The sequence below is a fragment of the Sphingomonas sp. genome (assembly GCF_023266535.1).
In the GTDB taxonomy this organism is placed as follows: domain Bacteria; phylum Pseudomonadota; class Alphaproteobacteria; order Sphingomonadales; family Sphingomonadaceae; genus Sphingomicrobium.
Genome location: NZ_JAHFPY010000011.1, coordinates 1 through 25,805, shown reverse-complemented (window position 1 = coordinate 25,805; position 25,805 = coordinate 1). Strand labels below are relative to the sequence as shown.

Sequence of the window (25,805 nt, the reverse complement as noted above, 5' to 3'; positions counted from 1 at the left end):
GTCAGGGGAGTAACCTTGTCGTCAGCGTGACCAGCACGCGGACATCTCCCTTGCGATTTTCGATTCCGGCTTTCTCCAGCGGAACGGCGACCACGCCGTCGAGCAGGAAGCGGTCGGCTAGCTCGGCGCGAATGCCGCCGCCGGCCGATGTCAGCCGATCGGAGCCTTCGCCGTCATGCTTGTTCCACACTTTGGCGGAGTCGCCGAAGACATAGGGCTGGATGCTGATGCTGGATGGCTTGACCGGCTGCAGGCGCGGACCGCGTAGCTCGACGCTCAGCCCGACGCCGCTGTCGCCGCTCAGCGTGGCCGGCTCATAGCCGCGCCCGACGGTGTAATTGCCCGCCGTGAATTCCTCGAACGACAGCAAGGCGTCGAACGCATATTGCAGCCGCGGCGCGACCGAAATCGCGAAGTCGCGGCCCAGCGCGAACTCGGCCTGGCCACTCAATCGAAACAGCGTGCCGGTGGCATCGGCGTCGGCCCGGCTGGGCGGCACCGCCTCGTTGCCGTCGGTCGCATCGAAAATGCCGAGGCCGCGGCGAATCTCGGCCGTCGCACTTGCCCGCCAGGCCGGACGGCGAGAGGTCAGGTCGACCGCATCCCAGTCCGCCCTCAGCCACAGCACACGCAGCTTGTCGCGGCTCAGCGGCTCGAAGAAATGAACCTTCTGGTCGATGAAGTCGAAGCCGACGCCGGCCCACAGGTTGGACGACTGGCTGCGCACGACCGGGTAACGCGCGTCGATCGTCCAGAATAGCGTCTTGGCCTTGAGGTCGGGTGTCGCATCGTTCCCGCCGATGTCGGGCTTGGTCCAGGCATAGGTGAACTGCCCGTCGACCGTCAGGCCTTCCGATCCGGGGCGGAAGCTGTGCGCCACCTGCAGGATCTTCTGTTCCTTGAAATCGGCGGTCGAATAGAAGGACAGGCTGGTGGAATCGCCCATCCCGGTCAGGCCGAATATTTGGGCGCGGACCTGCCCGCCCCAGCGGCCGGTTTCCCGGGCCGCCAGATTCTGCATCATCACGTCGACCGAATAGGGCCGGTGCAGCACCGACACTTCGCCGATTAGCTCGCCCGGCCCGGTGCCGGCCGGCTTCAGCGTCAGCTGGACATTGTATCCGGGGAGGTCGCGGGCCAGCAGCAGGTAGCGTTCGGCCTTGTTGCGGTCGAAATATTCGTCCTCGGTCAGCTTGTTCAAATAGGCCGCCAGCTTGGCCTCGGCGCCGCCCGTTTCGCCGCGCGCGCGAATGGTGGTGACGCGCGCATAAAGCGTTTCCATCCGGACCACGCCGTTCTCGATCCGCTGCGTCGGCACCTGGACGGCGGCGAGATAGCCCTTGTTGCGCAGGATGGTCGCGGCGGCGTCGCGGATCTCGCACAGCACCGCAACCGGCTGCTCGCGGCCGGCGAACGGTGACCAGGCCGCGCGCATCTCCTCCGGGGTGGCGCCTTTCAGATTGTTGAACTGGACATCGCTGATGGTGACCTTGACGTCGGCAAAGCGCGGGTCGGCCAGCGGGCAGGGCGAACGCTCGACGCCGCCGACGACGTTGAGCGACGGCCGCGGCTGCTCCGGCGGCTGGGTGATTTTGGTAAGCTCTTCGCGGCTCGGTGCGACCGACTGGGCCAGTGTGGCGGATGAGAAGCTGAGCGCTGCGGTTGCGAGCAATGCGCCCGCCAGCTTTCCATGCGTAACGGCTGGTCCCGCCACCCTCGCCCCTTCCGAGCACAACAAGGGACTCGGCTGGATTTAAGCTCGCGCCCCCACGCGTTAATTTTGGTGAAACCAAACTTAACGTGAGTCAATGTTGAAGGCCGGTTCAACTTTCGTCAGGCGTCCCGATTAGGGACAGATGCTAAGGGTTATAAGCCCGCTCGCCATGGTCGCTGAGGTCGAGCCCTTCGCGCTCCTCGTCGCCGCCGAGGCGCAGCGTTATGGCGAGCCGCGTCAGGCCGAAGCAGATCGCGGACCCCGCCGCCGACCAGCCGATCGCCAGCAGCACCGCGCCCAATTGCCGCACCAGCTGCGTTCCAAGCACATATTGCTCGCCGCCATGGCCGCCGAGCGCCGGCAGCGCGACCAGCGCCGTGCCGATCGATCCGACGATGCCACCGAGCCCGTGGATTCCGAACACGTCGAGGCTGTCGTCGAGCTCCAGCCGGTGCTTCCATTTGGCGATGAAGACGTAGCACGCCGTGCTCGCCGCCAGCCCAAGAAGCATCGCCCCAAGCGGCCCGCTGACTCCTGCCGCCGGGGTTACCGCCACCAGCCCGGCAACCGCGCCCGAAGCGCCGCCGAGCAGGGACGGCTTGCCCGACCGCCATCGCTCGATCCCCATCCAGCCGAGCAACCCCGCTGCCGGCGCGACGAACGTGTTGAGCATGGCGATCGCCGCCAATCCGTTCGCTTCAAGCGCCGATCCGGCGTTGAACCCGAACCAGCCGACCCACAGCAGTCCTGCGCCGACCAGCACCAGCGCCAGGCTGTGCGGCGGCATCGCCTCTTTCAGGAAACCGATGCGCGGCCCCGCGAACGCCACGCCGACCAGCCCCGCAACGCCGGCGTTGATGTGCACCACCGTCCCGCCGGCGAAGTCGATCGCCCCGGTCTGGAAGATCAACCCATCGGCCGCCCACACCATATGCGCGATTGGCGCATAGACGATAGTCACGAACAGCGCGGCGAACAGCAGCATCGCCGAAAAGCGCACCCGCTCGACCAGCGCGCCGACCACCAGCGCGATGGTGATGGCGGCGAAGCTCATCTGGAAGCAGGCGAACAGCAGCTCGGGGATCGCCTTGCCCGGTGTCGCCAGCGGCCAGGCGCTGTCCCCGTAGATGCCGTTGAAGCCGACCTTGGCGAGATCGCCGATGAAGCGGCCATGGTCGGAAAAGGCCAGGCTATAGCCCCAGCCGACCCACACCAGGATCGCCACCGCGGCGACGCCCATCACCTGGCTCATCACCGACAGCAAATTCTTGGCCCGGACTAGCCCGCCGTAGAACAATGCCAGGCCGGGCAGCAGCATCATCAAGACCAGCAGCGTCGCGGTCAGCATCCACGCCGTGTCGCCGCTGTCGAAGCCCATCGCCGCCCCCTTGCTGCAATGCACGAGCTGCGCCGCGAAAGGAGCTGCCTCAACCCATCAGTGAATTTTTCAACGCGCCTCGAACCCGGCCATGCATTCGGCCAGCCAGCGGGCGGCGGTCAGCGCGCTGAGGTCGGTGGGGTCGAGCGGCGGATCCCATTCGGTGAGGTCGATCAGGCGCACCCTGGGCTCGCTTGCGAGGCTGCGGACCGCGATGAAGAAATCATGCGCGGCCATCCCGCCCGGGCGAGCGCCCGGCGCTCCCGGCATCTGGTTCCGGTCGATCACATCGATGTCGCAATCGACCGCAATCACCTCGCAATGGCGCAGATGATCGAGCGCCCGGCCGACCGCCCGGTCGATGCCCTCGGCGCGGACGTCGCCGATGTTGACGACCAAATGCCCGCCCGCCGCCGCGTCGCGGTGCATCCCGGCCGAATTGGCGAAGGGAGCGAGCCCGATCTGGGCGATATTCTCGCCGGGCAACCCGTCCTCGCGCAGCGCCCGCACCGGGTTGCCGTTGCCTAGCCCCTGGCTCGTGTCGCGCATGTCGAAATGGGCGTCGAGCGTCACCAGCCCGACCTTGTCGAGCGGCACCCCAAGCCCGTGCACTCCCGGCCTGGTCACGGCATTGTTGCCGCCGACCAGCAGCGTCAGCTCATGCTGCTCGACGCTCGCCTTGCAGGCGGCGACCAAGGGCGGCGTCGCTTCCTCGATGCTGAGCCCGGCGACCGGCACATCGCCATGGTCGGCGATCTTGGTCCGCAGCTCGCGCCCGGTCTCGACATCGTACAGCCCGATCCGCCGCAAGGTCGCCCGCAGCACGCCCGGCGCCAGGTCGCACCGGCCCGGCGTGACCGAACCCATATTGAGCGGCGCCCCGATCAGCCCGACCGGCGTCGCCGCGCCCTTGTCGACCAGAAGTTCGGAAAGATTGGGCCAGCTCATGTCGCTTCACTCTCGTCATTCCCGCGCAATGCCAAGACGGCACCGTCCCCCAGACGGTGCCGCATGCTTGGCATGGAACCCAGAAAATGATCTCGCGCAGAGACGCAAAGACGCAGTGAGGTCCGAGCCTGCACCAAATTCTCTGCGCCTCTGCGTCTCTGCGCGCATAAATCAGGATTGCCGCTCGCGCGGCGGTCTGCGGAAATGCGATTTGCCATCATAGAAATCGACTTTATCGTTCCTGCTCGGCTAAGCCACAACTTATGTGGGATCGCCTGATCACCGACTGCCATGTCGCGACGATGGTCGCCTCGGCCGGTAACCCGCTCGGCCTGTTCCCCAATGCGACGATCGGTATCGACGGCGGCAAGATCGTCCGCGTCGGCAAGCGCACCGAACTGGCCGGCTTCAAGGCGAAGGAAGTCATCGCCTGCGGCGGCGCCTGGATCACGCCCGGGCTGGTCGACTGCCACACCCACCTGGTGTTCGGCGGCACCCGCGCCAATGAGCATGCCATGCGCCGCGCCGGCGCGACCTATGAGGAAATCGCCAAGGCCGGCGGCGGCATCGTCTCGACCGTCAAGGCCTCGAAGGCTGCGACCGACGAGGAGCTTCAGGCCAGCGCCCGCCGCCGCCTCCATGCGATGATGGCCGGCGGGGTCACCACCATCGAGATCAAGTCGGGCTACGGCCTCGACACCGCGGCGGAAATGCGGCTCTTGAACGCCGCCCGGGCGATCGGCCGCGACGAGCCGGTGCGGATCGTCACCACTTTGCTCGCCGCCCACGCATTGCCGCCCGAGGCCAAGGAAGGCGCGGCGCGCGACGCTTATGTCAGGATGATCGCCGAGGAGATGATCCCCGCGGTCGCCAAGGCCGGGCTCGCCTCCAGCGTCGACGCCTTCTGCGAATCCATCGCCTTCACCCCGGCCGAGGTCGAGCGCGTCTTCACCGCTGCCCGCGCCAATGGCCTGCCGGTCCGGCTCCACGCCGAGCAGCTCACCAACCAGAAGGGCGCCGAACTGGCCGCGCGCTACAAGGCGCTGTCGGCCGACCATCTCGAGCATCTCGACGCGGCGGGCGCCAGGGCGATGGCCGCGGCGGGGACGGTGGCGGTGCTGCTCCCCGGCGCTTTCTACGCGCTCAACGAGAAGAAGAAGCCGCCGGTCGACCTGCTGCGCGACGCCGGCGTCCCCATCGCCATCGCCAGCGACTGCAATCCGGGCACGTCGCCGCTGCTCAACCCGCAGCTGGTGATGAACATGGCCTGCACCCTGTTCGGCCTGACCCCGGAGGAAGCAATCGCCGGCATGACCATCAACGCCGCCCGCGCGCTTGGGTTGGCCCATGAAGTCGGCTCGATCGAGGCCGGCAAGGCTGCCGACCTCTGCGTCTGGCGGGTCAGCGAGCTTTCAGAGCTCGGTTACTGGATCGGGATGCCGGGGCCCGAGCGGCGAATTTTTGCGGGTGAGGGGTAGCGTGGAGCGGTTCGACCTAGGCGATCTGCGCTCAATTACATTACAGGAACTGGCGACAGCCGGAATTCATCCGCCGCCACATTTTCCTTTATTGGATGAGCCTGAACAACGGTCCTCTGAATCGGCAGTCGAGCGTTTACTCTGCTTGCACGCCGTGGCCGCCGCCTCATACGGCTTTTCAAAAAGGAATGCTCGGGCGTGGCTTGAACAAGAAGGCCTTTGGTCAAAGCTAGAGGGTGACGAGGAACGCTTCTTGCTCAGTCCTGTTGGCCAAACGGCCCTTTTCCAGTGGCAAGTCCAAGGTATCTATATCTTGGCTTGGGCACTTGGAGTCATCGAGGCTGTCAATTTGTGGAAGCCGTGCCCCGACGACTTAGTGTTGAAGCTACCCAATGTGAAAGTCGCACCGTCGACGACGGAATTGAGAGGCAGCCTGGCGTTGCGCTCGCTTGAGGAAATCGCTGGTGCAGCTGATCTTGCTTATTGTCTGCATTGGGCTGTGCGAGATGCCCGATTGAGCGGCCGAGCGGCTCCCGGAGACATTGAGGAGACTGAGATTATGGAGCGTCGACGCGCTTTAGAATGGCTGATTAGTGATGAAGATTGGTATGCAATTAGCCTAGATACATAGCGCCCGACTTTCGCGTGACGCTGGCAGGCGCTACAGGCCGCGCGACATTTCATCTCAGCGGGACCGACATGACCAGCGACCGACGCGACAACAGCCGCCATATCCGCGCCCGCCGCGGCTCCGAGATCAAGGCCAAGCACTGGACCACCGAGGCCGCGGTCCGCATGCTGATGAACAACCTCGACGAAGAGGTCGCCGAGGACCCGCAGAGCCTGGTCGTTTATGGCGGCATCGGCCGCGCCGCGCGCAACTGGGCGGCCTACGACAAGATCGTCGAAACGCTCGAGCGGCTGGAGGAGGACCAGACCCTGCTGGTCCAGTCGGGCAAGCCGGTCGGCGTGTTCCGCACCCACAAGGATGCGCCCCGCGTGCTCCTCGCCAACTCCAACCTCGTCCCCCACTGGGCGACGTGGGAGAAGTTCAACGAATTGGATCGCAAGGGGCTGATGATGTACGGCCAGATGACGGCCGGCAGCTGGATCTACATCGGCAGCCAGGGCATCGTCCAGGGCACCTACGAGACCTTCGCCGAAATGGGCCGCCAGCATTTCGGCGGCGACCTCAGGGGCAAATGGGTGCTGACCGGCGGGCTCGGCGGGATGGGCGGCGCCCAGCCGCTCGCCGCGGTCATGGCCGGCGCCCACTGCATCGCCGTCGAGGTGCAGGACAGCCGCATCGAGAAGCGGCTCGAAACCCGCTATCTCGACCATCGCGCAACCAGCATCGACGAGGCGCAGGAGATCATCAAGAACGCCACCGAACCCACGTCCGTCGGCCTGCTCGGCAATTGCGCCGAAGTCCTGCCCGAAATGGTCCGCCGCGGCATCCGCCCCGATGCGGTCACCGACCAGACCTCGGCGCACGATCCCGCCAACGGCTATTGCCCGGCCGGCTGGAGCGTCGCCCAATGGATCGAGATGCGCGAGCGCGATCCGCAGGCGGTCGCCGCCGCCGCGCGCAAATCGATGGTTGTGCATGTCCAGGCGATGCTCGACTTCCAGAAAATGGGCATCCCGACCTTCGACTATGGCAACAACATCCGCCAGGAAGCGTTCAATGAGGGCCTCAAGAACGCCTTCGACTTCCCCGGCTTCGTCCCCGCCTATGTCCGCCCGCTCTTCTGCCGCGGTGTCGGCCCGTTCCGCTGGGCCGCCCTTTCTGGTGACCCAGAAGATATTCGCCGCACCGACGCCAAGGTGAAGGAGCTGATCTCCGACGATCCACACCTCCACCGCTGGCTCGACATGGCGGCGGATCGGATCGCCTTCCAGGGGCTTCCGGCGCGCATCTGCTGGGTCGGCCTCGGCCAGCGCCACCGCCTCGGCCTCGCCTTCAACGAGATGGTGCGGAACGGCGAAGTCTCCGCCCCGATCGTCATCGGCCGCGACCATCTCGACAGCGGCTCGGTCGCCTCGCCCAACCGTGAAACCGAGGCGATGCAGGACGGCAGCGACGCAGTCAGCGACTGGCCGCTCTTGAACGCCCTCCTGAACACCGCCTCGGGCGCGACCTGGGTCTCGCTCCACCATGGCGGCGGGGTCGGCATGGGCTATTCGCAGCACAGCGGCGTGGTGATCGTCGCCGACGGCAGTGACGATGCCGCCCGCCGCCTCGAGCGCGTGCTGTGGAACGACCCCGGCACCGGCGTCATGCGCCACGCCGACGCAGGCTACGACATCGCCATCGACTGCGCGCGCGAACAAGGTCTCGATTTGCCGATGCTTCTTTAGTTTCCCTGCGAAGGCAGGGGCCCAGTCCAGCGCCGCAGGCGCTGCCTCTGGCAGCGGTCTAGGCTCCTGCCTTCGCAGGAGAACAGCTTTCATGCTACGCCCCCATCCGGGAGTTCGGGAAAGGGGGGACGATGCCTTTCCGCAAAGCCTGGCTTTGGGTGCTGGCGCTGCTGGCGCTGACCTTTGTCGCTTTCTGGCCTGGGTATTTCTCCAAGCTGCCAGTCAAGAAGCTGGCCCACCATTATCATGCCGCCAGCGCGGTGCTGTGGATGGTCCTCGCCATCGTCCAGAGCTGGACCATTCACCACGACCGCGTCGCCCTGCACCGCAAGGTCGGCCTCGCAATCTTCCTGCTCTTTCCCTTTTTCCTGGTCGCCGGAATATGGGTGATCCATGTCGAGGCCACGACCCTCGCCGCCGGCCTCACCGATCCTGAAAACCTGACCATCGCCCAGTTCGGCTTCTTCGATCCGCTGGCCAATATCGGCTTTGCGGCACTGTTCTGGGGCGGGCTCAAATATCGGCACAAGGTCCACCTCCACGCCCGCTATATGCTGGCGACCTTGCTGTTCGTGGTTTCGCCGATCGGCTTCCGGCTGATCAATTTCATTCCCGCGCTGAATTCCGACACGCCGGAAACGGCCTATCTATTCTCCTACGCCATGGCGGGCGGCAATCTGATGGCCCTGGCTATCGCCCTCTACCTGTACAGGCAGGCGCCCAAGCACGGCCGGCCATTGCTGATCGCCGCCGGCTTTATCGCCGCGCAGGAAATCACTTTCGAAACTTTGGGGCGCATCCCCGCCTGGGCGCCGGTCTTTGCCAGCGTCTCCCAGGTGAACCTGCCGCTGCTGCTGACGCTGACCGGCATCGCCGCGCTCGGCATCGCCTGGCACGGCTGGGTCGCCGGCGCGCGTCCCAGCGTACCCAAGGCGATCGCGGTGGCCTAATTGGCCGGCTTGGGCGGCGCCTTCTTTTCGGCATCGTCGCCGATCTCGACCGTCAGCGGGCCGAAGGTTTTGGCGCGGTCCGGCGCTTCGATCCGGCGGCAGGATTGCGCGTTGCAGGCGATCATCTCGCCGCTGTCGGTGTCCATCCGCACCACGCCGTCGCCCGACGAAGCGATCTGGTAGCGCGGCTCGTCCTTCGAGACACCCCATGACAGGATCAGCGCCGCGCCGACGATCGCGGCAGCGATAATCGCGGGTCCCCGCGCCTTGCGGTCTTCCTCTGGCGTCGCCATGCAAATCCCTCCGCTCTTTGACGCTGCTATAGCCCGCTGTTCCTCGCCGCCCAAATCTCCTAGATGCGCGCGCATGATCTCATTGAATCCTGAAAGCCTCGACCTCGCCACCCTCCGCAACTTGTGGGCGGGCGAACCCTGCAGCCTTGGCGATGCGTCCATGGACCGCATCCGCGCCGCCGCCGCGTCGGTCGAGCGGATCGTCGCCGGCGGCGAGACCGTCTACGGCGTCAACACCGGCTTCGGCCTGCTCGCCAACACCCGCATCCCGCCCGAGCGCCTGGCCGAGCTGCAGCGCAATTTGATCCTGTCCCATTCGTGCGGCCTCGGCGAAACCCTGCCGCGCCATGTCGTGCGGCTGATGATCGTGCTGAAGCTGCTCGGCCTCGGCCGCGGCTATTCGGGCGTGCGCCCGCTGGTCATCGACGCGCTCCAGGCGCTGCTCGACAAGGACGCCATGCCGCTGATCCCGGCGCAGGGCAGCGTCGGCGCGTCGGGCGACCTTGCCCCGCTCGCCCACCTCATCGCCGCCTTGCTTGGCGAGGGGCGGATCGATGTCGCCGGCGAGGTCCTCCCCGCGAGGGACGCCCTCAAGCAGCTCGGCATGGCGCCGCTCGAGCTTGGGCCCAAGGAAGGGCTGGCGCTGATCAACGGCACCCAGGCTTCGACCGCCATTGCGCTGGATGCGCTGTTCATGGCCGAGCGGGTGTTCGGCGCGGCGCTCGGCGCCGGTGCGCTGTCGGTCGATGCGCTTAAGGGCTCATGCCGTCCGTTCGATCCGCGCATCTCCGAGGTCCGCGGCCAGCCCGGCCAGATCCGCGTTGCTTCCGAAATTCGCGGCCTGCTCGACGGCTCCGAAATCCTCGACAGCCATCATATCAACTGCGCCAAGGTGCAGGACCCTTACAGCTTCCGCTGCCAGCCGCAGGTGATGGGCGCCGCGCTCGACTTGCTCACCAACGCCGCCCGCACCCTGACCATCGAGGCTGGCGCGGTGACCGACAATCCGATCGTTTTCGAGGATGAGGACAGCGCCATCAGCGGCGGCAATTTCCACGCCCAGCCGGTCGCCTTCGCCGCCGACACCATCGCCATGGCGATGTGCGAGGTCGGCTCCATGTCGGAGCGGCGGACCGCGGTGCTGATCGATCCGAAGATGAGTGGCCTTCCCGCCTTCCTGGTTGACGATGGCGGGGTCAATTCCGGGCTGATGATTCCGCAGGTCACGCAAGCGGCGCTGGTGGCCGAGAACCGCAGCTTGGCCTTCCCGGCCAGCGTCGATTCCGTCCCGACCTCGGCCGGGCAGGAGGATCATGTGTCGATGGCGCCGATCGCCGCGCGCAAGGCGGCGAGCATCGTCCGCAATGTCGCCGGCATCGTCGGCGTCGAGCTGATCGCCGCCGCCCAGGGCGTCGACTATCATGCGCCGATGAAGACCAGCGCCAGTCTCCAGCCGCTCCACGCCAGGGTACGCGCCATCAGCCCGCACCTCGACTCCGACCGCTACTGGGCCGACGAAATGGCGGCGCTGCAGGCGGCAGTGCTGAAGGGCGAGATGGGTCCGCCCTTCAGCCTCTAGCCAATCCTATTTCTCGCCGAGCCGCGCCAGGATTTGGGCTGCGGTCATCGGTCCGTTGGTGGTGGTGTCGGTATGGCTGCCGATCATCGTCCGGAATTCGATGCCCGCGCGAGGACCGGTGGTAATGCCCAGCTTCTTGGCGGCGGCATCGACCGCGTCGTCCTGTTCCTTGGTCGTCACCGGGTTGATCACCATATAGTCCCAGCTGTCGCCCGACGTGTGGACGTAGATTTGCGATGCCGGCAATCCCGCTGCCTGGCTCGCCTGGTCCTGCCGCGCCATCCATTTGAGCAATGCGACCTGCTGGCCCGGCGCGGCCCGGTATAACGACACGATATGTTGCGGCGGCGCGTCCTGGCTGATGGCAGGCGCGGCAAATGCGCACGCGGCGGCTGCCGCGAGAATTAGCTTCAGTTTCATCCCTTTTGCCCCTTAACGGGCGCCCCCGCGCCGCTTCGGCCCGCCTCATGGCGGGTCGGCCAGGTCTCTCCATGGGGGAAGCCACGAATGGCGGGATCGGCGCGCGTGGTTAACAGAAATTAAACAAACCGCGCAAGTCCGGCGAACTACGTACCGGCTTCGCAGTTAAGCTTGGCCGTTACTGATCGGGCCGGGACCAGATTTGCGATTTGCAAAACAGCGCCAGGGTGCAGCCGGACACCCTGATCCGGCTGGCGCCGTGCGCGACCAGCTTGGCCTTTGCCCTGATGTTCTGATCCGGCACGAACAACCTGCCGTGCCAGGTGCCGTCCTTGCCCTGCCTTAGGCCGGTCAGCAGCGCGGTGCCGACCAGCTGGCTCGTTCCCTTGCGCGCATCGGCCTTGGCCTTGTCGGACGCCCATGTGACGGTCCCGCACCGCGCAGCGCCGCACGGCGCGATCTCGATGATCACCGACGCATCGGTATTGGCCCACAGCCCGTCGATCGTTCCCTCGGCCGGTTGCAAAATCAGCGCCGAAAGCAACATCGTCACCATCCGGCAAGGCTAACTGCGTTGCCGGCGGCGGGCAATCGCGCGCTAGGCCGCCTCTACGCTCGCCTTATATTTGCCGAGCAGCATGCCCCAGCCGCCGTCCATCCCTTCGAGGAGCTCGGCCGCGTCGGCGCCCATCCGCTCGAGGTCGCGATGTTCGAATTCAACGACGGTAATTCCGTCGCGCTCCTCGAAACGCACTTCGACCGTCGTCTCGAAATTGGGATCGTACTGGAATTCGCGGGTCAGCTGCCAGGCGAGCAGCAGCCGCTTGGGCGGTTCATAGGCCAGCACCCGGCCCCATAGATGTTCCGACCCGTCGGCGCCGACCTCGTACCAGCGCCCGCCGGCCCTCGGCTCGATCACCACGTCCATCTGCGTCGTGCCCTTCGCGATGCTATGTTCCTTGTGCCACCATTCGCCCATCCGGCCGGCGAACACTTCGAAGGCGCGCGCGATCGGCGCCCGGACCTCGATCGTCTTCTTGATGGCGGCGGGTGCGATCCGCTGCGAAACATCGTTCATCGGTCATCCTCCTGTTCGGTAAGCGCCTTGAAATTGGCGAGGCTCCGCTCCCACTGCTGGTCGAGCCAGCGGCGGATCGGGCCAAGCCCCCGCGGATCGATGCGATAGATGCGGCTGGTGCCCTGGGCCTGGTCCTCGACCAGCCCGGCCTCCTTCAGCGCTTTCAGATGTTGCGACACGGCCGGCCGGCTGACCGGCAGCTTTGCGGCCAGTGACCCGACCGACTGCGGTTCATCCGCCAGTCGCTCGAAAATGGCGCGCCGCGTCGGATCGGCGAGGGCAGCGAAGACTCGATCGCTCATGGCAACATTGGTAAGTCAACACTTACCAATGAGTCAAGCGAGTTTCAGCGACGCACTATCGGATCGCCCGTCCGTTCCGTTATATTTTCGGCTTCGAGCAGTTGTTGGAGTAGGTCGATCAGCGGCTTACCAAAAGGGCTGCGCCGCTTGAGCATGTAATAGCCAGCAGCGAAAACCGGAATTCCAACAAAAGCCATCGGCGCGGTCTCAAGTCCGCCTCGCAACCAATCAACTGCAATGACTCCGAGTACGAAAGCTGTGGTCAGAGACAGAACCAAGAACAGACCGATATTGCTGCCGGCCCTTCCATGAATCTCGGTCGAGCCATCATAATGCCTGAGACGAGCGGATAGCATCGGCCCGTAGCGTTCGGCGGGGTTCTCAATAAAGACGTAGCCCCATTTCCGGGTGGCAATTGGTTGTAGTCCTAAGTCAGCTATGCCGAATCCTTCGGCCAGGCTGGCGGGCGCAAGCCGATCAAGGCGGCGCAAGCATTCCTGCTCGGAAAGGCGTGTCCGGAAGTGGAATGCTTCTCCGAATGGCGACATCATCGAAGCAATCGTGTGCCCGATGATTGGCGCCCTGTCGACGGCCCGGCTAGTCGACGACGCGGGTCCAGCGCTGCTCGCGGCAGAACAGGCCGAGCACCGCGCAGCCCTTGACCACCATCGTGTTGGCGCCGAGCTGGTGAACCGTCGCCGATCCGCGGATATTGCGCTTGGGTTCGAACGCCTGTCCCTTGAACTGGCCGTCGCCGGCCGGCTTCAAATCGGTCAGGATCCGCGTTCCGACCAATTGCCGGCCCTCGCCGGCGACCTTGTCGCGATTGTGCTGGCTGGCCCAGCTGACCGTGCCGCAATAGCCTTCGCCGCAGCGATCGACCTTGACGATCACGCTGCGCTTGGGATTGGTCCAATTGCCTTCGAGCGATTGCGCGGCCAGCGCCGAGGGCGCGGCCAGCAACATCGAAGCGGCGACAAGCAAAATCCGGTTCATGGCCGCTCCCTTGGCATCGCAATGTGACAGAAATGGCGCCGTCAGCTTGACTCGAAATGAACGAGCCCGGTCCGTCGCGCGATGGAAACGGCTCGTTGAGGGCTATTGATAATCATTCGCAGCGCCGTTAGGTCGCGGCAAAACCCTGACGCGAGCAATCCATGAAAACCCTGTCCATCCTTCACCGCTGGTCGGGCGGTCTGATCGGCCTTCTGCTCGCCATTCTCGGGCTCAGCGGCACGATCCTGCTGTGGGAAGGCAGCTGGGTGTCGGTCCCGGGCGCGCAGGATCCGGTCCGCGAGAATGTCCAGCTGATCGGCCAGGTCGCCGAGCGTGAAATGGCCGCCGGCGCGACCCGCATCACCTTCGCCAGCGACGAAATCGGCTTGCATCTGGTTAACCGCGAGGGTGGCGTCGGCGCTTACTTGAGCCAGCAGGGCGACATGGTCGCCAGCTGGGCCAGCCAGTGGCAGCGGCCGGAATTGTGGATATTCGACCTCCACCACCATCTTTTTTCCGGCGAGACCGGCGAAACCATTACCGGGGTGGCGGGCATTTTCGGCCTGCTGTTCGTAGTCAGCGGCATTTTCCTCTGGCTGCGCAGCCGCAGCCCGTGGCGCCCGCGCCTGCTGCCGACGAAATTCCAGCCCGGCCCGATCGTCCGCCACCACCGCGACCTCGGCATCCTCGTCGCGCCGCTGCTGCTCCTGACCTTCCTCACCGGCACCGGCATGGTGTTCAAGCCGGCTGCCGGCGTGGTGCTGAGCCCGTGGGGCAAGCTTGAGGCCCGCGCCAAACCGCCCACGGTCGCGCCGATGAGCGGTCCGGCGCCGGTCGCGGCGATGCTGGTCGAGGCCAAGGCCAAATTCCCCAACGCCGCGCTCCGCCGCATCAACGCCCCGCGCAAGGCGGACGAACCCTGGACGGTGACCATGCGCCAGCCGTTTGAATGGTCGCTCAATGGCCGCACCCGGCTGATGTTCGACGGCGCCGGCAAGCTGGTGAAAATCAGCGATTCCGCCAGCGGCAGTCAGGCCGCGTCGACCTACGAGAAGTTCCTGCCGCTCCACAGCGCCCGGGTCGGCGGCCTCGCCTGGAAGCTGCTGATGACCCTTTCGGGCCTCGGCCTCACCATCCTCGGCGGTTTCGCTTGCCTGTCCTTCTGGTTCCGCAAGGCGAAGAAGCGCCGCCGCCCGGACATCGCTCGGGCAGGGCTGGAAGTCGCTGCCGCCTAGTCCAAATCCGCGGCGCTATGCCGCTCGCGGATGAAGCTCGGATCATTCTCCTTCTTGCGGTTGACCCGCCGCCCGCGCTTCACCGCCGGCCGCGACCCGACTTCCTCGACCCAGCGGTTGAAATGCTTGTAGTCCTTGGTCGCCAGGAAGGTCGCGGCATCGCCATAGGCCTGGCCCAGCGCCACTGCGCCATACCAGGGGAAGATGGCCATGTCGGCGATGCTATACTCGTTGCCGGCGGCAAAGCGGTGCTCGGCGAAGTGCCGGTCGAGCACGTCGTACTGCCGCTTGGCCTCCATCGCGTAGCGGTCGATCGCATATTCGATCTTGACCGGCGCATAGGCGTAGAAATGACCGAAGCCGCCGCCCAGGAACGGCGCCGATCCCATCTGCCAGAACAGCCAGTTCAGCGCCTCGGTCCGCGCTGCCGGATCCTCGGGCAGGAAGGCGCCGAACTTCTCGGCCAGATAGAGCAGGATCGCCCCGCTCTCGAACACCCGCTGGGGCTTTTCCGGATTGCTCCGGTCGAGCAGCGCCGGGATTTTCGAATTGGGATTGAGCTCGGTAAAGCCGGACCCGAACTGGTCGCCCTCCAAAATGTCGATGTACCAGGCGTCATATTCCGCGCCCGCATGCCCCGCCGCCAGCAGCTCTTCGAGCAAGATCGTGACCTTCTGCCCGTTGGGCGTGCCGAGCGAATAAAGCTGCAGCGGCTGCTGGCCCACAGGCAGTACCTTGTCGTGGGTCGCCCCGGCGATCGGCCGGTTGATGCTGGCGAAGGCGCCGCCACTCGGGCTTTCCCAGCTCCACACCTTGGGCGGGACATAGTCGGCGGGGAGGGACGGTTTCTTCTCGGGGGCGTCGGCCATTGGGTTTCCTTCACGTCGGTCCGTCGCGGAAATGGGTACGCGATCTGCAACCGGCAAGGGCGCTTCAGGCGAGCCGCGCGGCCATCAACCCGACGGCCGCGCCGATCAGCGACAGGAACAGGCTGCCCAGCACGTAAAGACTTGCCTGGAGCGGCGCGCCGCGTTCCCACAGGGTCAGCGCGTCCAGGCTGAAGGCGGAGAAAGTGGTGAAGCCGCCCAGCACGCCGGTGGTCAGGAACAGGCGCATATTGTGCCCCGTCTCCATCGCCCCGAACAGCCCGGCCAGCAGGCCGATCAGGAAGCTGCCGGCGATGTTGACGGCCATCGTCCACCACGGAAAGCCCGGCCCCAGCAATGCCAGTCCCGCCCGGTTGATGCCGTGCCGAGCCATCGCGCCCAGCCCGCCGCCGATGAACACCAGCAAATATCCGAGCGCATTGGGCATCAGTCGACAATCAGCTCTTCGGGATGCTTGGTCAGCTGGCGGACGATAACGACGATGATCCCGCCGATCAAAATGCCGACGATCGCCGCGGCGATCGCGCTCGACAGCCAGTGGACGATCGGATGCAGCGGCCCGAAATTCTCGGCGATCGCCGTCGCCACCTCATGCACCGCGTGGGGCAGGGTGGTGAAGCCGAGCTCCTCGATGCCGTGCAGCAGGATGCCGCCGCCGACCCACAGCATCGCCGCGGTGCCGATCGCCGACAGCGCGGTCAGCAGCTTGGGGACGATGCGGACCAGCGCATTGCCCACCGCCCGGGCGGCGGCGCTGCCCCGCTCGGCCATGTGCAGGCCGATGTCGTCCAGCTTCACGATCAGCGCGACCACGCCATAGACGCCGACGGTAATCGCGACTGCCACGACGACCAGCGCGAAAGCCGTTTGCCAAAGCGTCAGATGCTCCAGGCTGGCCAGCGCGATCGCCATGATCTCGGCCGACAGGATGAGGTCGGTGCGGATCGCGCCCTTGACCTGCAGCTTCTCGAGCTCGGCCGGATTGACCATCGCATCGACCAGCTGCTCCTCATGCTCATGCTCCTGCAGCAATTTCTCGAGGATTTTCTCGGTCGCTTCGAACGCCAGGTAGGCGCCGCCGATCATCAGCAGCGGGGTCGTCAGGAACGGCGCGAAACTCATCAGCAGCAGCGCCGCGGGAAGCAGCAGCAACAGCTTGTTCTTGATGCTGCCCCAGGCGATCTTGCCGATGATCGGCAGCTCGCGCTCCGGCGCCAGGCCGATGACATAGCGCGGCGTCACCGCCGTATCGTCGATCACCACGCCCGCCGCCTTGGTGCTGGCCTTGCCGGCCGCCCCGGCGACATCGTCGAGCGAGGTGGCGGCGAGCTTGGCGATGGTCGCGACATCGTCGAGCAGCGCGATCAATCCGGACGGCATGAGAATCCTTGCTGATGGGGCGCTCGGGTTAGCTGACTCATCCCGTCATGGCGAGGAGGGAAAGGAGCAAGCGGTCATTCCCAGCAGGTAATGGCCGCTTTCGACCCATTGCGGTCATTGGCGGCTGGCGCGTAGGCTCTCACTGGGAGGCGCCGATGAAGGTCCAGAGTTCGGGCGAAACTGCTTCGATTGAATATGGTGTTGTTCAACTCGCCTTCGACTTGAAGGGTAGCAATGCGGCCTATCTCATCATCTCGACACCGGAGGACGGCGATCCTGACGAGTTCTTCGGTTCTGACCACTACGTTGAGGTCAAGGACCAACGCTACGGTCGCTATGGCGGACTGGAAAAGCTGGCCGTGCTGAATGACAGCTCTTTTGCAGTCCGCCTATCAACCGAGGTGCCGGAAGTCGGACAAGAGATTACGATTACAACCGCTCACCCAATGTCGAGCGAGCTAATCCGACACCTCCGGAAGCTGGAGCGGTAATGACTGCTTTCCACCCATAACAGCCATTAAACCCGTCCATTTCCTCACTGCCTATCGCTCCGCTGCGTTTGCGAGTAGGCGCTCTCGCCATGCGACAATCGAATCTCCATCCCGCGCTCGCCGCAGCGCTGGCGGCCCGTGGCTATGACACGCTCACCCCGGTCCAGTCCGAAGTCCTCAAGGACGAGGCCCGGGGCCGCGACCTGATCGTCTCGGCCAAAACCGGGTCGGGCAAGACGGTCGCCTTCGGCCTCGCCATCGCCGACCAGCTGCTCGACGGCGACGCCGCCCCCTGGACCCGCGAGCCTTTGTGCCTGGTCGTTGCCCCGACCCGCGAGCTCGCCATCCAGGTCAGCAAGGAACTCGGCTGGCTCTACGCCTCGGCCGGCGCCCGCGTCGTCACCTGCGTCGGCGGGATGGACCCGATGAAGGAAAGGCGCGCGCTGCAGGGCGGGGCGCATATTGTCGTCGGCACGCCCGGGCGCTTGCGCGACCATCTCGAGCGCGGCGCGCTCAACCTCTCCGCGCTGCGCGTCGCCGTGCTCGACGAGGCCGACGAGATGCTCGACATGGGCTTCCGCGAGGAACTGGAGGAGATCCTCGACGCCACCCCGGCCGAGCGCCGCACCCTGCTCTTCTCCGCCACCATGCCGCGGCCGATCGTCGCGCTGGCCCGGCGCTACCAGAAGGACGCGCTGCGCATCGAAACGCACGGCGACCGCGAAGGCCATGCCGACATCGCCTATCAGGCGGTTGCCGTCTCCCCGACCGATATCGAGCATGCGGTGGTCAATTTGCTGCGCCTGCACGAGGCGGAAACCGCGATCCTGTTTTGCGCCACTCGCGAGGCGGTGCGCCGGCTGCACGGCAGCCTCAGCGAGCGCGGCTTCGACGCCGTCGCTCTGTCGGGCGAGCATAGCCAGAGCGAGCGCAACAATGCGTTGCAGGCGCTGCGCGACCAGCGCGCCCGGGTGTGCGTCGCGACCGACGTCGCCGCCCGCGGCATCGACCTGCCGTCGGTGTCGCTGGTCATCCATGTCGAGCTGCCGCGCGACGCGGAGGCGCTGCAGCATCGTTCGGGCCGCACCGGCCGCGCGGGCCGCAAGGGCGTCGCCGTGCTGATCGTGCCGTTCCGCCGCCGCCGCAACGTCGAGATGATGCTCCGCAATGCCCGGATCGAGGCCGAGTGGCTCGACCCGCCCAGCCCCGAGCAGGTCCGCATCAAGGACCGCGAGCGGCTGCTCGCCTCGCTGTCGGTCGAGGTCGAGCCGGACGAGGAGGATCGCGCGCTCGCCGACCAGCTGATGACCACCTTGTCGCCGCAGGCGATCGCCGCCGCGCTGGTCCGTACGCTCCGCACCAACCTGCCGGCGCCGGAGGATATCCTCGCCTCGGGCGGCCGGGACGGCGGGCCAAGAGAGGATGGCGGATCACGCCCCGGCTTCGACGGCTCGGTCTGGTTCCGGATGAACGCCGGCCGCCGCCACAATGCCGACCCGCGCTGGCTGCTGCCGCTGATCTGCCGCTACGGCCATGTCGGCCGCAGCGACATTGGCGCGATCCGGGTCGCCGCCAACGAAAGCTATTTCGAGGTCACCGCGCGCGCCGCGCCGGGCTTCATCAAGGCGCTGCGCCGCGCGACCATCGCGCCCGAGGACGAAGGGCTGATCATCGAACAGGCCGAACCGCGCGGTGAGCCCGCGCCCCGCCGGCACCCCATGGCGCACCCGCGTGGCAAGCCGAAATGGCAGGGCAAGAAGGCCGGGAAGCGGGGCTAGCCGTCCTCAGACGCTTATCACCGCTGGGGGCATTGGTGGAACATGGAGCGGTCCGTCCGCTTGCCATGGCCCGCTCCCAGGCGCACAAAAGCCTGCCCCCTGCACTAAATGGGGAGATGACCATGAACAGGTTTCAGGGGTTCGGGTTTCTTTTCCTAGTTGCGCCGCTGTCATTGAATGCCGGCTGTCAAAAGGCCCAGGGCGAGCCGACTCTCGACGAGGTGCGATCGATTGCCGAGAAATATCGCGACGTGAACGTCGCCAAGGCGGAAGGCTATACGACCGACAACAAATGCGTGACCGCCGAAATGCTCGGCCAGCCTGCAGCGCTGGGCACCATGGGCTTGCATTACGTGCGCCGAGATATGCTCGGGCTGCCGCCCAAGCCGTCGCCGCCCGGAAGCGGGCGCGTTCGCGGCACCGGAACGCATAGCGATTTCCGCCAACCGGCGATGCTTGTCTATGAGCCGCAGGCGGACGGATCGATGCAACTCGTCGCGGTTGAGAATCTGGTGTTCGCCGCGGCCTGGCATCAAGCGAACAAGCAAGCGCCGACATTCCATGGCCGTACCTGGCCACTTCTCAGCGACGACCCGGCCACAAAGGTCGATGAGGCGCACGGCTGGGAGCCTCATTATGAGCAACACCTTTGGGTGTTTCGGGACAATCCCAACGGTGCCTATTCGCCGTTCAATCCGGCGGTAACGTGCCAATACAACAAACAACCGGGTCCGGCGCCCCACGCAATGTAGAGACCGTCTCGCGATCCGGTGGCGAGGTAGCAAAAAGTTGAACGGATGGGCGGATCGGCGCAAGCGTGACGCTTCCAACGGGGGTGTTGGATGGCATCGCTGTTTTTGAGCTATTCGCGCGATGACGCGCGCCGCGTGGAGCCGCTCGCCGCCGCGCTCGAAGGCCTCGGCCACACGGTCTGGTGGGACCGGCACCTGTCTGGCGGCCAGGAGTTTGTCGACGCGATCGAGCAGGCGCTGGAGTCGGCGGACGTAGTGATTGCTTGTTGGACCACGCACTCGGTTCATTCTGCCTGGGTTCGGGATGAAGCGGGGCACGGCCGGGATCGGGGGCGCCTGGTTCCTGTGACGCTCGACGGTAGCCTGCCTCCCCTGGGATTTCGTCAGTATCACACGATTGATCTGTCCCGTTGGAGCCGACGGCCGAAATCGTCGTCGCTCGAACCACTTAATCTGGCCATCGCCGAACGGAGCAGCGGAACGCCGCAGCCAATGGTGGAGCAATCGCGGGCCATGCGCTTGCGGAGCCGGTTGGGCCCGCGTAGCCGCGCCGTGCTCGCAGCCGGCGCCGTGGTTCTGCTTGCTGGCGGAGCGTTCCTCTATCCCAGGGTGCTGGCTGGGCAAGGCAACATCGAGCCGAAGGTCGCCGTCGGCCAGTTCGGTCTGGTCTCCGCCGGCTTGCCGCGCGGACTGCCGAACATGGTGGGCCAGGAAATCGTCGCTGCATTTGGCGCCGAAAATGCGGTCACCGTGATCGCGCCTGGCGACCGCAAGGCGAAATCCGCGCCGTTTGTGATGGATGGCAGCATCAGTTCGATTGGTCCGGCGGTGCGCTTCACGGTCAATCTGAGGAACCAGCGCACGGGCGTCGTCATCTGGTCCAGTTCCTATGAACATGAGGCCGCGGACGCCGTCGCGGCGCGCCAGGCGGCGGTGGGAGCGAGCCAGGTAATTCGTTGCGGGCTATGGGGCGCGTCTTCCTACAAGAAGCGCATGTCGGATGAAGCGCTCTCCCTCTATTTCAAATGGTGCAATGAGCATTGGAGCGGTTCGACCAGCGAAACAGCGGAACTGGACGCGGCGCGGCGCGTCACGGCGGTGGTTCCCGACTTCTCGTTCGGCTGGTCGGCGATGGCATTGGCGGCAATGCCGCTTGCCGCCGTCCAGTCCGCCGACGCCAGGCAATTGCGCAGCGAAGCACAAGCAGCGGCGCGCAAATCCATGGCCCTCGATCGAGAGAATCCCGAAGGCTATATGGCCCTGGCGGGGTTGCTCCCGCTGGATCGCTACGCGGAACGCGAGGGGCTTCTCAAGCGCGCGCTCGGTGTTCGCCCGACCGAATGCGGCTGCGAGCGCCAGGCCTATGGCGATTTCCTGGCATCGGTCGGCCGGATGGAAGAAGCCGTCGAGCAGTATGAGCAGGCGCGTGAAATGCGCCCGCTTGCGCCATTCAGCAATTTGCGTTTCGCCCAGGCGCTTTACATGGTCGGCCGAAACAAGGAGGCGGATCGCGTACTTGCCACGACGCTCGAACTCTGGCCCGGCGCTACATCGCTTCGCCTGCTCAAGATCAAGTCGGCCTTATGGACCCGGCGCTATGACGATGCGATTACGCAGCTCGACGCTGCCGACCTGCCACTGACCAGTGCGCAGCGAGATACGCTCGCTGACGCATTCGCGGCACTGAAATCCCGTAGCCCGTCACAGCGGGCAAAATCGATTGGCGACCTCGAATCCTTTGCCGCCGACCCCCGCTACAATGACAAGGTGGTCGTCGGCGTACTTGCGGCGTTGGGTGCCCGAAATGCTGCGATCAAGGCTGCGGCAAATTTGGTGCGGACCCGCGGTCTGTTCGATGCCGAAGTCTTGTTCGAACCGAATATGGCGGCAGCCCGTTCCGAGCCCGGCTACGCCGATCTGGTCCGCAAGCTCGGCCTGCTCGGTTATTGGCAGTCTGCGCCGAATCCGCCGGATATATGCCGGGGAACTGCCCGGCCGAGCTTTTGCACCCTGGCCTGACGAAAGGAGTGGCGATGAGACATTTATTGCTGCTGATCGCTCTAGGAACCTGCGCCTGCGATCGCGCCCCGGGCGAACGAACCTCCACGGCCAAGCCGGCTGCACCCCTTGAGTCCGTTGCTGCCCCGGCGCAGCAGAGCAAGGCGCCATTGGTGCTGCCCATGCCCAAGGATCAAAAGGAACTCGATCGGCTGATCCTGGCCGGCTACACCCCGCATGGCGATCACCTTCATCCGCCAGGGGTCAAGAACTGCCCGCTCGCCAAGGAAGGCAATGAAGCGGTGATGTAACGGCGTCCTTTTTCCACCCATTGCGGTTATCGATCGTGTCGGCGATGCTGAGAATCCAGTCGCCGAGGGGAGAAAATGCCAATGCTGTTGTTGCTTGCCTCAATGGCGCTGGCCGCTCCGGAGGCTGCGCTCCCGACCGATCCGAAAGCGCCTCGAATCGTCGTGACGGGATCGGGAACGGTCAAGACTCCGCCCAATGTCGCCGACCTCGAGTATGAAGTGAATGGAGAAGGCGAAACAAGCGACCAGGCGGTGAAGGCGCTGGTCTCGAAAGGCGCGGCCATTGAAAACGCCCTTCGCTCGCTGGATCCGGAACTCGATCTGCATAGCGACAAGGTTAAGGTCCAGGGCGTTCGCCGCGGCCCGTGCAAGGCAGACGACTATGACGAGACCGCGCATCTCTCCACCGGCAACTGCGCAATTGTCGGCTATGTCGCGACGCAGGAGTTCGATTTGCGGTCAACCAAGGTCTCGGATGCCGGAACCATGGTCGGGCTGGCCAGCCGACAAGGCGCCACCAATCCGTCGATCGAAAGCTTCGGGTTGGCAGATCAGCGCGTGGCAAAGCAGCAGGCAATTGCTGCTGCGCTTGGGGATGCTCGGGTCACGGCGGAGGCGCTGGCCGCCGGCAGCAATGCACGGCTCGGTGAGATCATGACCATCTCGCTGGACGATGCTCGCGAGCAGGAAATTGTCGTGACCGGGAGCCGTGTTGCCCGGAACAGTGTCCCGCCGCCGACGCCAGTTATCGTTTCGGTCGCCCCTGGGCCCGTGATTACGACCGCCCAGGTTACGGTGACCTACGCGATCGGTCGCTAACCGGATTTCGCAATGTTCGCTTGCCGCTGATGCCGACGGCAACCGACCGCCTATCGCGCCACCGCGCTGACGCCGCTTTCCTGAAATCCCTCGCCCCAGTCGCGCATCGTCAGCAGCACCGGCTCGAGCGACCGGCCGAACTCGGTCAGCTCATATTCGACCCGCGGCGGCACTTCGGGAAACACCGTCCGCAGGATAACCCCGTCGGCCTCCAGCTCCCGCAACTGCAGCGTCAGCATCCGCTGGGTCGCACCGGGGACCAGCCGCGAAAGCTCGCCGAACCTCTTCTTGCCGTCGAGCAGGTGGAACAGGATCACTGCCTTCCACAGCCCGCCGATCACCGACAGCGTCGCCTCGACCGAGCATCCGGTCCGCCAGTCATAGCGCTTCGCGCGTGCCATTACTTCCCTTTAAGATAGTATAGGCTTTAAATGTGCCTTCTTGCGAATCAGTCAGTAACAGTAGAAATGGCCCGTCGTCCATACCCCAGGAGACGATAATGAAGGCCATGATCCTCAGCGCATTCGGCGGCGCCCCCGACAGTTTCGAAGCAGCCGAGCTCGCCAACCCGGCGCCCGGCCCCGGCGAGGTATTGGTCCGCGTCGTTGCGGCCAGCATCAATCCGGCCGACACCAAGATCCGCCAGCATGGCGGCCTGGCCGCGCCGGCGCTGCCGGCGGTGCTCGGCTGCGACATGGCCGGCGTCGTCGTCGCGGTCGGCGAAGGCGTCACCGGCTTCGCGGTCGGCGATCGGGTCTATGGCTGCGTTGGCGGTGTGCGCGGCTCGGCCGGTACCTATGCCGAGCTGGTCGTGGCCGATGCCCGCCTGCTGGCCCATGCTCCCGAAACCCTTTCGCTTCATGACGCGGCGGCGCTGCCTTTGGTCGCGATCACCGCCTGGGAGGCGCTCGACCGGCTCGGCGTTGGCGAGGGTACGCATTTGCTGGTCCATGGCGGCGCCGGCGGTGTTGGCCATGTCGCCATCCAGCTGGCCAAGGCGCGCGGCGCCCGCGTCGCCACCACCATCTCCTCGCCCGACAAGGCGGAAATCGTGCGCGGCTTCGGCGCCGACGAGATCATCAACTACCGCGAGGAATCGGTCGCCGACTATGTCGAGCGGCTGACCGGCGGCCAGGGCTTCGACGCCGTGTTCGATTCCACCGGCGGCAGCGATCTCGCCACCAGCTTCGTCGCGGCGCGGGTCAATGGCCAGGTCGCGGTGATCGTCGCCAGCTACTCGGCTGACCTCACCCCGATGCATGCCAAGGCCCTGTCCTTCCACGCCATCATGATGCTGGTCCCCTTGCTCTACGGCACCGGCCGCGAGGCGCATGGCCGGATCCTCGCCGACGTCGCCAGGCTGGCCGACCAGGGCAGGCTCAAGCCGCTGATCGACGCCGAGCGCTTCACTCTGGCCGAAGTCGGCAAGGCCCATGCCCGGCTCGAATCCGGCCAGGCGCTGGGCAAGCTGGTGATCGACGTCACCCCAGAATAGCTAGGTAGGCGAATAGCGGCGGGGTTGCGCGAAGGGCCGCTTTCGCGCAACTGCCCGTCCCATGCTTGCGATGGATTTCATCAAGTCGAACAGCGCCGACGTCGAGCGCGCGATCCGCGACAAGGGCGTCGCCGTCGATCTCGACGCGCTGCTGGCGCTGGAGGGCGAAGCGCGCGGCCTCAAGACCGAGATCGACACCCTCCGCGCGACACGCAACCGCATCAGCGACTGTTTCAAGGACGCCTCGCCCGAGGAGCGCAAGGAATTGGGCGCCCAGGCCAAGGCCGCCGGCGCCCGCGCGTCGGAACTGGACGCCGTCCTCGCCGACAAGGACGTCGCCCTCAAAGCCATGATGCTGAAGCTGCCCGGCATCCCCTGGGAAGGAGCGCCGGTCGGGCCCGACGAGAGCTTCAACACGGTCGTCCGCCAGGAAGGCGCGGTCCCGACCTTCACCTTCGAACCGCTCGACCATGTCGCGCTGATCGAGCGCAACGACTGGGCCGACCTGTCGCGCATCACCCCCGTCTCGGGCAGCCGCACCTACTGCCTCAAGGGCCGCCTCGCCCTCTTGGAAACCAAGCTGATGGGCTGGGCGCTCGACCAGATCGCCGCCGCCGGCTTCTTGCCCGTAACCGTCCCCGCCATCGCCCGTGAGCAGGCGTTCCTCAACCAGGGCCAGTTCCCCGGCCATGTCGAGGAAACCTATGCGCTGCCCAACGACGATCTCTTCCTCGCCGGCACCGCCGAGGTCGCGCTGACCTCGCTCCATTCGGGCGAGATTATCGAGGGCAAGCAGCTCCCGATCCTCTACGCCGGCTACTCGCCCTGCTTCCGCCGCGAAGCGGGCAGCGCCGGCAAGGACGTTCGCGGCCTCTTGCGCGTCCACCAGTTCGTCAAAGTCGAATCCTATGTGATCTGCGAGGCTGACGAGGCGCAATCGGCCGAATGGCACGCCAGGCTGCTCGCCCTCGCCGAACAGCTGCTTACCGCCCTCGAAATCCCCTACCAGGTGATCGAGACCTCGACCGGCGACATGGGCCTCGGCAAATATCGCATGAATGACATCGAAAGCTGGGTGCCCAGCCTCGGCAAGTATCGCGAGACCCACAGCTGCTCGACCCTGCACGACTGGCAGGCGCGCCGCGCCAACCTTCGCTACCGC

General features: G+C 65.7%; 28 protein-coding genes. 14 read left to right on the top strand and 14 right to left on the bottom strand.

Annotated elements, in window-relative coordinates; genetic code table 11:
* Nucleotide 1: 1 nt before the first annotated feature.
* The 3 genes from Q0C64_RS02920 to Q0C64_RS02910 all read right to left on the bottom strand — a co-directional run bounded on the left by Q0C64_RS02920 (nucleotide 2) and on the right by Q0C64_RS02910 (nucleotide 4,040).
* Nucleotides 2-1,714, bottom strand: a complete 1,713-nt coding sequence (locus Q0C64_RS02920) for a ShlB/FhaC/HecB family hemolysin secretion/activation protein (RefSeq protein ID WP_294120696.1) — start codon at nucleotides 1,712-1,714, stop codon at nucleotides 2-4.
* Nucleotides 1,715-1,859: 145 nt separating this feature from the next.
* On the bottom strand, nucleotides 1,860-3,092 hold the full coding sequence (locus tag Q0C64_RS02915) for an ammonium transporter (protein ID WP_294120695.1): 1,233 nt from the start codon (nucleotides 3,090-3,092) through the stop codon (nucleotides 1,860-1,862).
* Nucleotides 3,093-3,161: 69 nt separating this feature from the next.
* The gene (locus Q0C64_RS02910) at nucleotides 3,162-4,040 is read right to left on the bottom strand and encodes an arginase family protein (protein ID WP_294120694.1); all 879 of its coding nucleotides are present in this window, start codon (nucleotides 4,038-4,040) and stop codon (nucleotides 3,162-3,164) included.
* A gap of 263 nt (nucleotides 4,041-4,303) precedes the next feature.
* Between Q0C64_RS02910 and hutI the strand changes: the two genes are divergently transcribed.
* The 4 genes from hutI (at nucleotide 4,304) to Q0C64_RS02890 (ending at nucleotide 8,829) form a co-directional block, all read left to right on the top strand.
* Entirely contained in the window at nucleotides 4,304-5,518 is a 1,215-nt protein-coding gene (hutI, locus tag Q0C64_RS02905) for an imidazolonepropionase (protein WP_294120692.1), read from the top strand.
* 1 nt (nucleotide 5,519) lies between these two features.
* Nucleotides 5,520-6,149, top strand: coding sequence for a DUF4272 domain-containing protein (locus tag Q0C64_RS02900; RefSeq protein WP_294120690.1), 630 nt, complete (start codon nucleotides 5,520-5,522; stop codon nucleotides 6,147-6,149).
* A gap of 68 nt (nucleotides 6,150-6,217) precedes the next feature.
* Complete coding sequence (gene hutU, locus Q0C64_RS02895) at nucleotides 6,218-7,879, top strand: urocanate hydratase (RefSeq protein WP_294120689.1); 1,662 nt, start codon at nucleotides 6,218-6,220, stop codon at nucleotides 7,877-7,879.
* Between the two features lie 131 nt (nucleotides 7,880-8,010).
* Nucleotides 8,011-8,829 (top strand): hypothetical protein, encoded by an 819-nt coding sequence (locus Q0C64_RS02890; protein ID WP_294120688.1) that lies wholly within the window; start codon nucleotides 8,011-8,013, stop codon nucleotides 8,827-8,829.
* Here Q0C64_RS02890 and Q0C64_RS02885 read toward each other — a convergent pair.
* Nucleotides 8,826-9,122 carry a hypothetical protein gene (locus tag Q0C64_RS02885; RefSeq protein WP_294120687.1) on the bottom strand — a complete coding sequence of 99 codons (297 nt, stop codon included), beginning with the start codon at nucleotides 9,120-9,122 and terminating at the stop codon, nucleotides 8,826-8,828. The two genes, Q0C64_RS02890 and Q0C64_RS02885, sit on opposite strands and share 4 nt — an antisense overlap.
* Nucleotides 9,123-9,195: 73 nt before the next feature.
* Here Q0C64_RS02885 and hutH point away from each other — a divergent pair, with 73 nt between their 5' ends.
* Nucleotides 9,196-10,701, top strand: coding sequence for a histidine ammonia-lyase (gene hutH, locus Q0C64_RS02880; protein ID WP_294120686.1), 1,506 nt, complete (start codon nucleotides 9,196-9,198; stop codon nucleotides 10,699-10,701).
* Between the two features lie 6 nt (nucleotides 10,702-10,707).
* Here the strand turns inward: hutH and Q0C64_RS02875 are convergent, their stop codons facing one another.
* From Q0C64_RS02875 to Q0C64_RS02850, 6 genes are all read right to left on the bottom strand, one after another.
* On the bottom strand, nucleotides 10,708-11,121 hold the full coding sequence (locus Q0C64_RS02875; RefSeq protein ID WP_294120685.1) for a hypothetical protein: 414 nt from the start codon (nucleotides 11,119-11,121) through the stop codon (nucleotides 10,708-10,710).
* A gap of 178 nt (nucleotides 11,122-11,299) precedes the next feature.
* Nucleotides 11,300-11,677, bottom strand: a complete 378-nt coding sequence (locus tag Q0C64_RS02870) for a DUF2147 domain-containing protein (protein ID WP_294120683.1) — start codon at nucleotides 11,675-11,677, stop codon at nucleotides 11,300-11,302.
* Nucleotides 11,678-11,719: 42 nt separating this feature from the next.
* The gene (locus Q0C64_RS02865; protein WP_294120682.1) at nucleotides 11,720-12,199 is read right to left on the bottom strand and encodes an SRPBCC family protein; all 480 of its coding nucleotides are present in this window, start codon (nucleotides 12,197-12,199) and stop codon (nucleotides 11,720-11,722) included.
* Nucleotides 12,196-12,501, bottom strand: coding sequence for a metalloregulator ArsR/SmtB family transcription factor (locus Q0C64_RS02860; protein ID WP_294120681.1), 306 nt, complete (start codon nucleotides 12,499-12,501; stop codon nucleotides 12,196-12,198). Before Q0C64_RS02860 ends, Q0C64_RS02865 begins: the two co-directional genes overlap by 4 nt.
* Nucleotides 12,502-12,545: 44 nt before the next feature.
* Nucleotides 12,546-13,052 carry a hypothetical protein gene (locus Q0C64_RS02855; RefSeq protein ID WP_294120680.1) on the bottom strand — a complete coding sequence of 169 codons (507 nt, stop codon included), beginning with the start codon at nucleotides 13,050-13,052 and terminating at the stop codon, nucleotides 12,546-12,548.
* Between the two features lie 46 nt (nucleotides 13,053-13,098).
* Nucleotides 13,099-13,497 carry a DUF2147 domain-containing protein gene (locus Q0C64_RS02850; RefSeq protein ID WP_294120679.1) on the bottom strand — a complete coding sequence of 133 codons (399 nt, stop codon included), beginning with the start codon at nucleotides 13,495-13,497 and terminating at the stop codon, nucleotides 13,099-13,101.
* 161 nt (nucleotides 13,498-13,658) lie between these two features.
* Here Q0C64_RS02850 and Q0C64_RS02845 point away from each other — a divergent pair, with 161 nt between their 5' ends.
* A complete protein-coding gene (locus Q0C64_RS02845) occupies nucleotides 13,659-14,732 on the top strand; it encodes a PepSY-associated TM helix domain-containing protein (protein ID WP_294120677.1) in 1,074 nt (357 codons plus the stop codon).
* Here the strand turns inward: Q0C64_RS02845 and yghU are convergent.
* The 3 genes from yghU to Q0C64_RS02830 all read right to left on the bottom strand — a co-directional run bounded on the left by yghU (nucleotide 14,729) and on the right by Q0C64_RS02830 (nucleotide 16,999).
* Nucleotides 14,729-15,601: a glutathione-dependent disulfide-bond oxidoreductase gene (gene yghU / locus Q0C64_RS02840; protein WP_294120676.1), complete on the bottom strand. Its 873-nt coding sequence runs from the start codon at nucleotides 15,599-15,601 to the stop codon at nucleotides 14,729-14,731. The genes Q0C64_RS02845 and yghU overlap by 4 nt on opposite strands.
* A 64-nt stretch (nucleotides 15,602-15,665) precedes the next feature.
* Entirely contained in the window at nucleotides 15,666-16,046 is a 381-nt protein-coding gene (gene crcB, locus Q0C64_RS02835) for a fluoride efflux transporter CrcB (RefSeq protein ID WP_294120675.1), read from the bottom strand.
* The gene (locus Q0C64_RS02830; RefSeq protein WP_294120674.1) at nucleotides 16,046-16,999 is read right to left on the bottom strand and encodes a DUF808 domain-containing protein; all 954 of its coding nucleotides are present in this window, start codon (nucleotides 16,997-16,999) and stop codon (nucleotides 16,046-16,048) included. Before Q0C64_RS02830 ends, crcB begins: the two co-directional genes overlap by 1 nt.
* Nucleotides 17,000-17,154: 155 nt before the next feature.
* Between Q0C64_RS02830 and Q0C64_RS02825 the strand changes: the two genes are divergently transcribed.
* The 6 genes from Q0C64_RS02825 (at nucleotide 17,155) to Q0C64_RS02800 (ending at nucleotide 23,148) form a co-directional block, all read left to right on the top strand.
* Complete coding sequence (locus tag Q0C64_RS02825; RefSeq protein ID WP_294120673.1) at nucleotides 17,155-17,490, top strand: hypothetical protein; 336 nt, start codon at nucleotides 17,155-17,157, stop codon at nucleotides 17,488-17,490.
* An 89-nt stretch (nucleotides 17,491-17,579) separates the two neighbouring features.
* The gene (locus Q0C64_RS02820; protein ID WP_294120672.1) at nucleotides 17,580-19,268 is read left to right on the top strand and encodes a DEAD/DEAH box helicase; all 1,689 of its coding nucleotides are present in this window, start codon (nucleotides 17,580-17,582) and stop codon (nucleotides 19,266-19,268) included.
* Between the two features lie 65 nt (nucleotides 19,269-19,333).
* Nucleotides 19,334-20,020 carry a hypothetical protein gene (locus Q0C64_RS02815; protein ID WP_294120671.1) on the top strand — a complete coding sequence of 229 codons (687 nt, stop codon included), beginning with the start codon at nucleotides 19,334-19,336 and terminating at the stop codon, nucleotides 20,018-20,020.
* A 90-nt stretch (nucleotides 20,021-20,110) separates the two neighbouring features.
* Nucleotides 20,111-22,039 (top strand): toll/interleukin-1 receptor domain-containing protein, encoded by a 1,929-nt coding sequence (locus tag Q0C64_RS02810; protein ID WP_294120670.1) that lies wholly within the window; start codon nucleotides 20,111-20,113, stop codon nucleotides 22,037-22,039.
* A gap of 14 nt (nucleotides 22,040-22,053) precedes the next feature.
* Complete coding sequence (locus Q0C64_RS02805; protein ID WP_294120669.1) at nucleotides 22,054-22,329, top strand: hypothetical protein; 276 nt, start codon at nucleotides 22,054-22,056, stop codon at nucleotides 22,327-22,329.
* Nucleotides 22,330-22,410: 81 nt separating this feature from the next.
* The gene (locus tag Q0C64_RS02800) at nucleotides 22,411-23,148 is read left to right on the top strand and encodes an SIMPL domain-containing protein (protein ID WP_294120668.1); all 738 of its coding nucleotides are present in this window, start codon (nucleotides 22,411-22,413) and stop codon (nucleotides 23,146-23,148) included.
* Nucleotides 23,149-23,198: 50 nt separating this feature from the next.
* Here the strand turns inward: Q0C64_RS02800 and Q0C64_RS02795 are convergent, their stop codons facing one another.
* A complete protein-coding gene (locus Q0C64_RS02795; RefSeq protein ID WP_294120667.1) occupies nucleotides 23,199-23,549 on the bottom strand; it encodes a helix-turn-helix domain-containing protein in 351 nt (116 codons plus the stop codon).
* 98 nt (nucleotides 23,550-23,647) lie between these two features.
* Between Q0C64_RS02795 and Q0C64_RS02790 the strand changes: the two genes are divergently transcribed.
* Together Q0C64_RS02790 and serS are read left to right on the top strand one after the other, a co-directional pair.
* Nucleotides 23,648-24,643: a zinc-binding dehydrogenase gene (locus tag Q0C64_RS02790; protein WP_294120666.1), complete on the top strand. Its 996-nt coding sequence runs from the start codon at nucleotides 23,648-23,650 to the stop codon at nucleotides 24,641-24,643.
* Between the two features lie 61 nt (nucleotides 24,644-24,704).
* Nucleotides 24,705-25,805 (top strand): serine--tRNA ligase (gene serS / locus Q0C64_RS02785; RefSeq protein WP_294120665.1); only part of this gene is annotated, 1,101 nt, incomplete at its 3' end.